Origin of the sequence: Halopseudomonas sp., assembly GCF_036960865.1 — a bacterium.
In the GTDB taxonomy this organism is placed as follows: domain Bacteria; phylum Pseudomonadota; class Gammaproteobacteria; order Pseudomonadales; family Pseudomonadaceae; genus Halopseudomonas.
This window is the reverse complement of the sequence record NZ_JBALWE010000001.1, coordinates 360,045-371,978: the sequence shown is the minus strand read 5'-3', so window position 1 is coordinate 371,978 and position 11,934 is coordinate 360,045. Positions and strand designations below refer to the sequence as shown.

Annotated in this window: 12 protein-coding genes; all 12 read left to right on the top strand. The window is 57.6% G+C overall.

Going from position 1 to position 11,934, the window contains the following annotated elements; translation table 11 throughout:
* Positions 1-90: 90 nt before the first annotated feature.
* The 12 genes from tsf to lpxA all read left to right on the top strand — a co-directional run bounded on the left by tsf (position 91) and on the right by lpxA (position 11,932).
* Positions 91-960, top strand: coding sequence for a translation elongation factor Ts (gene tsf, locus V7747_RS01750; RefSeq protein WP_335614337.1), 870 nt, complete (start codon positions 91-93; stop codon positions 958-960).
* A 187-nt stretch (positions 961-1,147) separates the two neighbouring features.
* Positions 1,148-1,882, top strand: coding sequence for a UMP kinase (gene pyrH, locus V7747_RS01745; RefSeq protein ID WP_092288040.1), 735 nt, complete (start codon positions 1,148-1,150; stop codon positions 1,880-1,882).
* Between the two features lie 3 nt (positions 1,883-1,885).
* Entirely contained in the window at positions 1,886-2,443 is a 558-nt protein-coding gene (gene frr / locus V7747_RS01740; RefSeq protein WP_335614336.1) for a ribosome recycling factor, read from the top strand.
* Positions 2,444-2,468: 25 nt separating this feature from the next.
* Positions 2,469-3,224 (top strand): polyprenyl diphosphate synthase, encoded by a 756-nt coding sequence (uppS, locus tag V7747_RS01735; RefSeq protein WP_335614335.1) that lies wholly within the window; start codon positions 2,469-2,471, stop codon positions 3,222-3,224.
* A complete protein-coding gene (locus tag V7747_RS01730; RefSeq protein ID WP_335614334.1) occupies positions 3,224-4,039 on the top strand; it encodes a phosphatidate cytidylyltransferase in 816 nt (271 codons plus the stop codon). The genes uppS and V7747_RS01730 overlap by 1 nt, the downstream gene beginning before the upstream one ends.
* The gene (gene ispC / locus V7747_RS01725) at positions 4,036-5,220 is read left to right on the top strand and encodes a 1-deoxy-D-xylulose-5-phosphate reductoisomerase (RefSeq protein WP_335614333.1); all 1,185 of its coding nucleotides are present in this window, start codon (positions 4,036-4,038) and stop codon (positions 5,218-5,220) included. Before V7747_RS01730 ends, ispC begins: the two co-directional genes overlap by 4 nt.
* 46 nt (positions 5,221-5,266) lie before the next feature.
* Positions 5,267-6,628 carry an RIP metalloprotease RseP gene (gene rseP / locus V7747_RS01720; protein WP_335614332.1) on the top strand — a complete coding sequence of 454 codons (1,362 nt, stop codon included), beginning with the start codon at positions 5,267-5,269 and terminating at the stop codon, positions 6,626-6,628.
* Between the two features lie 76 nt (positions 6,629-6,704).
* Positions 6,705-9,056: an outer membrane protein assembly factor BamA gene (gene bamA / locus V7747_RS01715; protein ID WP_335614331.1), complete on the top strand. Its 2,352-nt coding sequence runs from the start codon at positions 6,705-6,707 to the stop codon at positions 9,054-9,056.
* Between the two features lie 107 nt (positions 9,057-9,163).
* Positions 9,164-9,601 carry an OmpH family outer membrane protein gene (locus V7747_RS01710; protein ID WP_442909169.1) on the top strand — a complete coding sequence of 146 codons (438 nt, stop codon included), beginning with the start codon at positions 9,164-9,166 and terminating at the stop codon, positions 9,599-9,601.
* Between the two features lie 9 nt (positions 9,602-9,610).
* Entirely contained in the window at positions 9,611-10,672 is a 1,062-nt protein-coding gene (gene lpxD, locus V7747_RS01705; protein ID WP_335614329.1) for a UDP-3-O-(3-hydroxymyristoyl)glucosamine N-acyltransferase, read from the top strand.
* A 49-nt stretch (positions 10,673-10,721) separates the two neighbouring features.
* Entirely contained in the window at positions 10,722-11,159 is a 438-nt protein-coding gene (fabZ, locus tag V7747_RS01700; RefSeq protein WP_335614328.1) for a 3-hydroxyacyl-ACP dehydratase FabZ, read from the top strand.
* Positions 11,156-11,932 (top strand): acyl-ACP--UDP-N-acetylglucosamine O-acyltransferase, encoded by a 777-nt coding sequence (gene lpxA, locus V7747_RS01695; protein WP_335614327.1) that lies wholly within the window; start codon positions 11,156-11,158, stop codon positions 11,930-11,932. The genes fabZ and lpxA overlap by 4 nt, the downstream gene beginning before the upstream one ends.
* Positions 11,933-11,934: the final 2 nt, after the last annotated feature.

The window sequence follows — 11,934 nt, the reverse complement described above, 5'->3', positions numbered from 1 at the left end:
TTTTGCAATATCCTGAACGCAACATGATACGGCGGCCCTGTTTACTGCTTCGGGCCTGCCCACAGTCAAAGTAATCTAGAGGATTATTTCATGTCACAGATTTCTGCAGCCATGGTTAAAGAACTGCGCGAGCGCACCGGCCAGGGCATGATGGAGTGCAAGAAGGCACTGGTTGCCGCTGAAGGCGATATCGAAAAGGCGATTGATGACATGCGCGCTTCCGGCGCCATCAAAGCGGCCAAGAAGGCCGGCAATATCGCTGCCGAAGGCGCCATTGCTGCCAAGGTTGCTGCCGACAACAAGTCTGCCGTCATTATCGAAGTCAACTCACAGACCGACTTTCTGGCGCTGCAGGACGATTTCAAGGCATTCGTTGCTGCCAGTCTGGAGAAGGCGGTTGAAGCCGGCTATACCGACGCTGCGCCGCTGATCGCAGATCAGGAGCCAGCCCGCGAAGCGCTGGTTGCCAAGACCGGTGAGAACGTCAATATCCGTCGTCTGACCCGCGTTGAAGGTGATGTGGTCGGCGCCTATCTGCACGGTCACCGTATTGGTGTTGTGGTCACCCTCAAGGGTGGCGACGAAGAGTTGGCACGTGACATCGCCATGCACGTTGCCGCCAGCAACCCGCAGTTCCTTGATCCTTCGCAGGTGTCTGAAGACGCTATCGCCAAGGAAAAGGAAATTTTCCTGGCGCTGAACGCCGACAAGATCGCCGGCAAGCCGGACAATATTGTTGAGAATATGGTCAAGGGCCGTATCAACAAGTTCCTGGCCGAGGGCAGCCTGGTTGAGCAAGCTTTCATCAAGGATCCGGACGTCAAAGTGGGCGAGCTGGCCAAGAAAGCCGGTGCTGAAGTGGTTTCCTTTGTACGTTTTGAAGTGGGCGAGGGCATCGAGCGTGCTGAAGTCGACTTCGCTGCCGAGGTGGCTGCACAGCTGGCCGCTTCCAAGCAGTAAGTAGGATATAGTGCACTCTGACCCGTGCACCGCAGCAGCCTCCGGGTTGCTGCGAACAGGTTGACCGAAGAGGCTTCCCGCGCAGGCGTGAAGCCTCTTTTTCAAGAAATACTGAACAAGTGCCCGCCCCTCATTGTCTGGTGGAACTTGTTGAGTGTTTCTCCATTCCAGCGCAGGAGAGTAAAGCATGGCCCAGGTACCCAGCAGCCGCCAACCCAAGTACAAACGCATTCTTCTCAAACTCAGCGGCGAAGCCCTGATGGGAACTGAAGGTTTCGGTATTGATCCCAAGGTGCTGGATCGCATGTCGCTGGAAATCGGTCAGTTGATCGGTATCGGTGTGCAGGTCGGTCTAGTGATCGGGGGTGGCAACCTGTTCCGTGGCGCTGCGTTGCACAGTGCTGGTATGGACCGTGTTACTGGTGATCACATGGGGATGCTGGCGACCGTTATGAACGGCCTGGCCATGCGCGATTCGCTGGAACGTTCCAATATCCAGACCCGCGTCATGTCGGCCATTACCATGGAAGGCGTGACCGAGCATTACGACCGCCGCAAGGCAATGCGCTACCTCGCTGGGGGTGACGTGGTAATATTCTCCGCCGGTACCGGTAATCCGTTCTTCACCACCGACACTGCCGCCTGTTTGCGCGGCATCGAAGTGGACGCGGATCTGGTGCTCAAGGCCACCAAGGTAGATGGCGTCTACAACGCCGACCCGATGAAGGACCCCAACGCCGAACGCTTCGACAGCCTGAGCTACGATCAAGTGCTGGATCTGAAGCTGGAAGTGATGGACCTGACCGCGATCTGTCTGATTCGCGACCACAAGATGCCTTTGCGGGTGTTTAACATGAACAAGCCAGGGGCGTTGCTGAATGCGGTAGTGGGCAGCGCCGAAGGAACATTGATCGAGGGTTGAGAAATGATCAACGAAATCAAGAAGGATGCGCAGGAGCGCATGGGTAAGTCGGTTGAGTCTTTGGGCACGGCCTTTGCCAAGATTCGCACCGGACGCGCACATCCCAGCATTCTGGATAGCGTTATGGTTAATTGCTACGGCGCGGACACACCGCTGCGTCAGGTAGCCAACGTTAACGTGGAAGACTCTCGCACCCTGGCCCTGAGTGTATTCGATCGCAGTCTGATTCAGGCGGTTGAGAAGGCCATCATGACCTCAGACCTGGGTCTTAACCCGGCCACTGCGGGCACTACCATTCGCGTACCTATGCCCGCCTTGACTGAAGAAACTCGCAAGGGCTACACCAAGCAGGCGCGCGCCGAGGCTGAGAATGCACGTGTCGCAGTGCGTAACATTCGCCGCGATGCGCTCAGTCAGTTGAAGGATTTGCAGAAAGAGAAGGAAATCAGCGAAGACGAAGAGCGTCGCGCCGCTGACGACGTACAGAAGCTGACCGACAAGTACATTGCGGAAGTCGACAAGGCGCTGGAAGCCAAGGAAAAGGATCTGATGGCCATCTGATGGTCATTTGTTGCGCGGACCAGGCATGAATAACAATAGCAGTAGCGGCGCACAAGCGGCCGCCGTCCCTCGACACGTTGCCATCATCATGGATGGCAACAACCGCTGGGCGCGCAAGCGCTTTCTGCCTGGTGTCGCTGGCCACAAGGCCGGCGTCGATGCAGTCAAGGCGATGATTGAAGTGTGCATCGAGGATGGCGTTGAGGTGCTGACGCTGTTTGCCTTTTCCAGTGAAAACTGGCGACGTCCGGAAGATGAAGTGGGCGCGTTGATGGAGCTGTTTCTCGGTGCTTTGCGGCGTGAAGTGCGCAAGCTGCGTGAGAACGGCGTGCGCTTGCAGATCATTGGTGATCGCAGCCGTTTTGCGCCTGAGTTGCAGCAGGCGATGACCAAGGCCGAGGAGAGTACAGCAGCTGGCCGACGCTTGACGCTGGTGGTCGCCGCCAACTATGGCGGGCAGTGGGACGTGACGCAGGCTGTTCGTCAGCTAGCGGCGGAGGCGGCCAGTGGTGCACGGGACGCCAGCAGCATTACCGAGCAGGATATCGAAGCGAGGTTGTCTACCGCGAACCTGCCATTACCTGACCTGTGCATCCGTACCGGTGGCGAGAAGCGCATCAGCAATTTTCTGCTGTGGCAATTTGCTTACGCCGAATTTTATTTTTCCGATTTGTTCTGGCCGGACTTCAAGCAGGACGCCTTGCGTGAAGCCCTGGCTGACTTCTCTTGTCGGCAGCGCCGTTTCGGTAAAACCAGCGAACAGATTGCTGCGGAGTCCTGATGCTTAAACAACGCGTAATAACCGCTGTGATTCTGGCGCCTCTGGCTGGCGCCGGTTTTGTGTTGTTACAGGGTGGCTGGTTTGCCTTGTTTATTGGTGCGGTGGTGGCGCTTGGTGGCTGGGAATGGGCGCGTCTGTGCGGTGAAACCCGTCAGAGTGGCCGTGTTGTCTATGCGCTAACCCTGGGTCTGCTCATGGTGGGCTTGTATCGCGACCAGTGGCCTGTGGTGTATTACGTGATTCCGGCGCTGCTATGGTGGTTGCTCGCGAGCGTGATGATCCTGCGTTACCCGTCTGGCAGTGGCATCTGGAAGGGCAGCTTTGTGCGGCAGTTGTTCGGGTTGCTGATATTGCTACCGGCCTGGGCTGGCCTGGTCTGGTTGCGCGCCCAGGAGTTTGGCCTATGGCTTATTTTCAGTCTGCTGATTCTGGTGTGGGCCGCAGACATTGGCGCCTACTTTGCCGGCAAAACCTTTGGCCGCACCAAATTGATGCCGAATGTTAGCCCTGGCAAAACCCGCGAAGGGCTGCTTGGGGGATTGCTGTTTAGCGAGCTGCTGGCGCTGGTGGCCATGCTTTATCTGGGATGGGGTGCTGGTGCCATCGCGCTTGGTCTGTTGGGCGCCGCTCTGGTGGTGCTGGTGTCCGTTGTCGGCGATCTGACCGAAAGTCTGTTCAAGCGCGAGGAGGGCATCAAGGATAGTAGCAACCTGTTGCCGGGCCATGGCGGTGTGCTTGATCGCATCGATAGTCTGACCGCTGCCATTCCCATGTTTGTTGCTTGCTGGCTGTTGCTCGGGAGCTACCTGGCGTGACCGTCTCGCGGGTTAGTGTGCTGGGTGCGACGGGGTCTATCGGTGTCAGTACCCTGGATGTCATCGCTCGTTATCCGGAGCAATACTCAGTGTATGCGCTGAGTGGTCATAGCCGTATGACTGTGCTGGCTGAGCAGTGCCTGGCGCACCGGCCAGCGTATGCCGTTGTCGCGGACGCCGCCCAGGCGGCGGCATTGCAGCAAAAATTACGTGAGCACGGCCTGGCAACTGAGGTTGTTTATGGTGAGCAGGCGCTGAACGATGTGGCGGCCGCGCCCGATGTTGACGTGGTCATGGCTGCGATCGTCGGAGCAGCCGGTTTGCGCCCTACGCTGGCGGCGGTGCAGGCAGGCAAGCGTGTGTTGTTGGCCAACAAAGAAGCGCTGGTGATGTCCGGCGCGCTCTTCATGCAGGCGGTACGTGATTCGGGCGCCCAGTTGTTGCCGATCGACAGCGAGCACAACGCCATCTTTCAGTGCATGCCGGCCAACTACGCACAGGGTCTGGCGCGGGTCGGTGTGCGCCGGATATTGCTGACGGCATCCGGCGGTCCGTTTCGCGAGTTCAGCATTGAACAATTGGCCGGTGTTACCCCTGCACAGGCCTGCGCTCATCCCAACTGGTCGATGGGGCAGAAGATTTCGGTTGATTCCGCCAGCATGATGAACAAAGGGTTGGAGCTGATCGAGGCCTGCTGGTTGTTCGATGCTCGTCCTGACCAGATAGAGGTAGTGGTGCATCCGCAAAGCGTGGTGCATTCGCTGGTGGATTACGTCGATGGTTCGGTGCTCGCTCAGCTGGGCAATCCGGACATGCGTACGCCCATAGCACATGCCCTGGCGTGGCCGCGGCGTATTGATTCGGGCGTCAGTGCGCTGGATCTATTGACGATCGCACAACTGGACTTTCAGGCGCCTGACGATCTGCGCTTCCCCTGTTTGCGTCTGGCACGTCAGGCGGCGGCTAGTGGGGGGACCACCTGCGCCACTCTCAACGCGGCAAATGAGGTAGCGGTTGCCGCTTTCCTTTCCGGTCGTATGGGCTTTACCGATATCCCTGTTATGATCGAACACGCACTGAACGCCATGCCGGGCGAAGCGGTGCAGGATTTGGATCATATCCTGCTGGCCGACCGAAGCGCGCGCGAACACGCCGAGCGCTGGCTGGCGGCGCGCGACTGAGTCGGTACCGCTGTTTCCGCTCTGAATTCACATGAGGTCACGCTGAATGGAACTGCTGTTTACCCTGTTGGCTACCATTGTTGCATTGGGGCTGCTGGTCACCATTCATGAGTACGGCCATTTCTGGGTCGCCCGCCGTTGCGGCGTCAAGGTCTTGCGCTTCTCAATCGGTTTTGGTCCCGCCTTGTATAGCTGGCGTGATCGGCAGGGTACCGAGTACGCCATAGCTGCAATTCCCCTGGGCGGCTACGTCAAGATGCTGGATGAGCGCGAAGCGCCCGTGCCGGCTGCGGAGCTGGAGCAAGCCTTCAATCGCAAACCGGTCGGGCAGCGTATAGCCATAGTTGCGGCGGGCCCCATTGCCAACTTTCTGCTGGCGATTGCTGCTTTTTGGCTGATTGCGGTGCTGGGCGTGACTACTGTGGTGCCGGTGCTTGGCCCGGTAACCCCGGATACCCCGGCGGCGCGAGCCGGGCTGCACGAGAACCTGGAACTGGTTGCCATTGACGGCGCCTCTACGCCCAGCTGGCACGAAGTCAACCTGCAGTTGATCCGGCGCCTGGGTGAGACTGGTGTGCTCGATGTGCAGGCGCGGGAGCACGCGGGCGGCGCAGTGCAGCATTATCAGGTCAAGCTGGACGACTGGCTGAAAGGGGCGCAAGAGCCGGAGCCCCTGTCGGCGCTGGGTTTGAGCAGCTGGCAGCCGAAAGTTCCGCCGCGTATTGGTCAGGTTGAAGAGGGCGGTGCGGCCGCTAGCGCCGGTCTGCAGCCCGGTGATCTGATCATTGCTGTGGACGGCAAGGTGGTCAGTGACTGGGTGGCGGAGGTGGTGCCCGCCATCCAGGCGAGCGCGCAGCGCGAGCTGCAAATCAGCGTTGAGCGTGATGGTCGGCAGTTGGAACTTAATCTTACCCCGGCAGCCAAAGCGCAGAACGACGTCGTCGTAGGTTATATCGGTGCAGGCGTAGATGCCTTTGAATGGCCTGCCGATATGCGCCGCGAGATTCACCATAACCCACTTATGGCAATACCTGTGGCACTGGGTAAAACCTGGGATATGACGGCGTTGACGCTTGATTCGCTGAAGAAAATGCTCACCGGGCTGGTCTCGGCAAAAAACTTGAGTGGCCCGATAACCATTGCTAAAGTGGCGGGCGCTTCAGCCAAGTCAGGACTGGAAAGCTTCCTCAGCTTCATTGCCTATCTGAGTATCAGTCTGGGTGTATTGAATCTGCTGCCGGTGCCCGTGCTCGATGGTGGCCATCTGGTGTATTACGTCGCGGAGTGGATTCGCGGCAAGCCGCTTTCGGAGCGGATTCAGACCTGGGGTCTGCAGATTGGGCTCAGCCTGATTGTTGGGGTGATGCTGTTTGCCATTTATAACGATATAAGTCGCCTTGGCGGTTGATTGATCGCAAGATTGCCTGAACATGAGTCACCCGCGTGGGTGACACGATTTTAACCAGCTATTCAGAACGGATTTCATGAAACGTTACCTATTGCCTGCGCTTCTACTGATACTTCTGGCGCCGGGAGCTTTTGCCGACGCCTTCCAGATCTCTGATATCCGCGTCAATGGGTTGCAACGGGTCTCCGCCGGCAGCGTGTTTGGTGCGCTGCCATTGAATATTGGCGATCAGGTAGACGACCAGGAGCTGGTCGAGGCCACCCGAGCACTGTTTCGCACGGGCTTCTTCCAGGATATCCAGTTGGGTCGTGACGGCGATGTGCTGGTGATCAACGTTGTGGAGCGACCCTCCATTTCCTCGATCGAGCTGGAAGGCAACAAGGCGATCAAGAGCGAAGATCTGCTCAAGGGCTTGAGCGCAGCGGGCTTGTCTGAAGGTGAGATTTTCCAACGCGCCACACTGGAAGGTGTGCGTAACGAACTGCTCCGCCAGTACGTCTCCCAGGGCCGTTATTCGGCCGATATCGAAACCCAGGTCATTCCCGAACCGCGTAACCGCGTGGCGCTAAAGATTATTGTGGATGAAGGCTCGATTGCCTCCATTGCGCACATCAACGTGGTGGGCAACACCGTTTATGAAACCGAAGATCTGGTTGACCTGTTCGAGCTGAAATCCAGTGGCTGGCTGTCCTTCCTGCGCAGCGACGACAAGTATTCGCGTGAAAAACTGGCGGGCGACCTCGAACGTCTGCGCTCTTACTACCTTGACCGCGGTTACATCAACATGGATGTGGCCTCTACTCAAGTGTCCATCACTCCGGACAAGAAGCACGTCTACATCACCGTCAACATCAACGAGGGTGATCGTTACACCATTCGTGATGTCCGTCTGTCCGGTGATCTGGTGGTAGGCGAGGCCGAGATCAAGCGGCTGATGCTGATCGAGCCGCAGCAGGTGTTTTCACGTCAGGTAGTGACCTCCACTTCCGATCTGATCAGCCGTCGCTTGGGTAACGAGGGTTATACCTTCGCTAACGTCAACGGCATCCCCGAGATTCATGAAGATGACAAGACTGTGTCTGTCACTTTCTACGTTGATCCGGGTAAGCGCGCCTACGTCAACCGCATCAACTTCCGTGGCAACACCAAGACCGATGATCAGGTGCTGCGCCGGGAAATGCGTCAGATGGAAGCCGGCTGGGCCTCAACCTACCTGATCGATGAGTCCAAGACTCGTCTGGAGCGCCTGGGTTACTTCAAGGAAGTGAACGTCGAGACCGTGCCGGTGCCTGGCGCCGAAGATATGGTGGACGTGAACTACACGGTAGAGGAGCAACCTTCTGGTTCGGTCACCGCCAGTCTAGGTTTCTCGCAGAGCTCGGGTATCATCCTGGGTGGCTCTATCAGTCAGAACAACTTTTTCGGCACCGGTAACCGCGTTTCCATCGGCGCCAATCGTTCCGATTACCAGACGTCGCTTTCCTACGGCTACATGGACCCCTATTTCACGGTCGATGGTATCAGCCTGGGCTACAACGCGTTCTATCGCACTACCGATTACGATGAGCTGAATGTCGACATTTCCAGCTACGCGGTTGACTCCTTCGGTGGTGGCTTCAACCTGGGTTACCCGATCAGCGACAACTCGCGTGTGTCCTTTGGTCTGAGCGCACAACGGGATGAGCTGAAAACCGGTACCTATACTGTGCAGGAGATCGTCAACTTCCTCGACAAGGAAGGTGACAGCTTCACCAACTTCTTCTTCAACAGTTCCTGGTCGCAGAACACCTTGAACCGTGGTGTGTTCCCGGATCGTGGTTATTCGCAGAATGTCGGTTTTGACATCTCGATACCGGGCAGTGATCTGAGCTTCTACACCCTGGATTACCGCGCGCAACGTTTCTTTGCCATGACCGACGACCTTACCCTGCGCCTGCATACGGATCTGGGCTTCGGCAAGGGCTTTGGCTCGACTGAGCAAATGCCTTTCTACGAGCACTACTACGCCGGTGGTATCGGCTCGGTGCGCGGCTATGAAGACAGCACTCTGGGGCCCAAGAGCACGCCAGCCGCGGCTGACCCGGACCAGGATCAGCTGCCCTTTGGCGGTAATATCAAAATCACCGGTGGCGCTGAGGTTATCTTTCCGGCGCCCTTCGTAAAGGATCAGCGTTCTCTACGCACGGTACTGTTCCTCGATGTGGGTAACGTTTACGATACCTATTGTTCCAACTCGGTATTGCTTAACGGGGAAGACAACCCGGGTTGTGGCGATGTCGAGCTGGCGGATTTGCGCTACAGCGTGGGTGTTGGGTTGTCCTGGCTGACAGCGCTGGGCCCGCTGGGTTTCAGTCTGGGTATGCCGCTGAACAGTCAGTCTGAGGATGATACACAGGTGTTCCAGTTCACTCTGGGTCAGACGTTCTGATTCCAGACAATCAACGAAGTGCAATCGGGAGTATTAGAGTGGGTAAGTTTATTCGCGTGACAGTATTGTCGCTGCTGGCGCTGGTCAGTTTTGAGGCCGCCGCCGAAATGAAGATTGCCGTATTGGACTACCAGATGGCTCTGTTGGAGTCGGATGCGGCCAAGAAATACTCCGTTGATGCAGAAAAGAAATTCGGCGCACAACTGCAGCGTCTGAAGAATCTGGAAGCCGAGGCCAAGCGCCTACAGGAACGTCTGCAGCGTGACGGCGCGCAATTGAATCAGAGTGAACGTGAAAAGCTGGAGCTGGAATTCCGCCAGAAGGCCCGTGAGTTTCAGGTGCAGTCCAAGGAGCTGAACGAGGCCAAGGCCCTGTCTGATCGCGAAATGCTGGAGGCGCTGAAGCCTAAGCTGGACTCGGCAGTTGAGACCATCCTCAAGAGCGGCAACTATGATCTGGTGCTGGACCGTGGCGGCGTGGTTGAAGTCAAGCCGGAGTTCGACATCACCCGTCAGGTGATCGAACGCCTGAACAGCTCTCGCTGATCTGTTGCCATGACCGGCAATAACCGCTTCACACTCGCGCGCCTGGCGGAACAGCTTGGCGCGCGTTTGCTTGGTGATCCCGACCTTGTCATTACGGGGTTGGCTACGCTGCAGGACGCGGAGCCAGGTCAGCTGGCGTTCCTTGCCAACAGCCAGTACCGAAAGTTTCTGGCTGGCAGTAGCGCTGGCGCAGTGCTTCTCACTGAAGCTGACGCTGATGGCTTCTCCGGCAACGCTCTGATTGTGCGTGACCCCTACCTGAGCTATGCCAGTCTGTCACACCAGTTTGATCCCAAGCCCCAGGCTGAGGCCGGTATCCACCCTACCGCTGTTGTGGCCGAGGATGCGCAGGTTGATCCCAGCGCCAGCATCGGTCCTGGCGCTGTGATCGCTGCCGGTGCGTGCATCGGTGCTGGCGTGTCCCTGGGGGCTCACTGCTTTGTTGGTGCGCGCTCACGGATTGGGGCGGGCGGCTGGCTGGCGCCCCGAGTTACGCTTTATCATGATGTGATCATTGGCGAGCGCGTGGTAGTCCAGTCCGGCGCGGTGATCGGCTCCGAAGGCTTCGGCTTTGCCAATGACGCCGGAAGCTGGCAGAAAATCGCCCAGATCGGTGGTGTGCACATTGGCGATGACGTGGAAATCGGTGCCAATACCACGATCGACCGTGGAGCTTTAGCTAACACCCTGATCGGTAACGGCGTGAAGCTCGACAACCAGATTCAGATCGCTCACAACGTGCAAATTGGTGACCACACGGCAATGGCGGCCTGTGTGGGGATTTCCGGCAGCACGCGGATCGGCAAACACTGCATGATCGCGGGTGGCGTCGGTATGGTCGGGCATATCGAGGTCTGTGATAATGTCTTCGTTAGCGGCATGACCATGGTGACTCGCTCTATCACTGAGCCTGGTGCCTACTCCTCTGGTACGGCTATGCAGCCAGCCGCTGAATGGAAGAAGAGTGCCGCGCGCATTCGACAACTCGATGCGCTGGCCAAACGGGTTCAGCAGCTGGAGAAGCAGCTCGAGGTCGTGACTCAAGGACCGCAGGACTCATCCAAATCCTGATCTGCACCTTTGAGGTGCTTCTACTTTTTCAAGCAAGGCCTGCGAATACATGGATATCAACGAAATAAAAGAATACTTGCCTCACCGCTACCCCTTTCTTCTGGTTGATCGGGTAGTGGAGTTGGATCTCGAGGGCAAACATATTCGCGCCTACAAGAACGTCTCGGTCAACGAGCCTTTCTTCAATGGTCACTTCCCGCAGCACCCCATTATGCCTGGCGTTCTGATCATTGAGGCCATGGCCCAGGCTGCAGGCTTGCTTGGTTTCAAGATGATGGGTGTAAAGCCGTCGGACGGAACCCTGTACTACTTTGTCGGTTCCGATAAGTTGCGTTTTCGTCAGCCCGTGGTGCCAGGAGACCAACTGCAACTGGAGGCGCGCTACCTGAGCCACAAGCGAGGTATCTGGAAATTCGCCTGCCGCGCGGTGGTCGATGGTAAAGAGGCTTGCTCGGGTGAAATTATCTGTGCGGAACGTCATATATGACACGTATTCATCCTCAGGCGATTGTTGACCCGGCTGCGCGCCTGGCTGATGACGTTGAGGTTGGGCCCTGGAGTTATATCGGTCCGGACGTCGAGATTGCTGCTGGCTGCGTCATCGCCTCACACGTCGTCATCAAGGGGCCTACCAGTATCGGCAAGGGCAATCGAATTTTTCAGTTTGCCTCGGTCGGTGAAGAGTGCCAGGACAAGAAGTACGCTGGAGAACCTACGCGTCTGGTTATCGGTGACAACAATGTCATTCGCGAAGGCTGTACGCTCCACCGCGGCACGGTGCAGGATCAGGGTATTACGCGTATTGGCAGCAACAACCTGCTGATGGCCTACGTGCACGTGGCGCATGACTGCGTGGTGGGCGACAACATCATCATGGCCAACAACGCCACCATCGCTGGCCATGTGCAGGTAGGTGATGGCGCCATTTTGGGTGGCTATACCACGGTGCACCAATTCTGCCGACTTGGCCCTTGGTCGATGAGTGCGGCCAATACGGCGGTGTTCAAGGATATTCCGGCCTTCGTTATGGTCGGGGGGAACCCGGCCAGTGCCCATGGCATGAACTTCGAGGGCATGCGACGTCGCGGTTACGCCGCCGAGCTGGTGACGGCACTGCGCCGGGCCTACAAGACCGTCTACCGCCAGGGCCTGACTCTCAAGGAAGCGCTTGTGGAGTTGGAAGAAAGTGCCACGCAGTTCCCTGAAGTAGCGCTTTATCGCGACTCCATCATCGCCTCCACGCGGGGCATCACCCGATAACC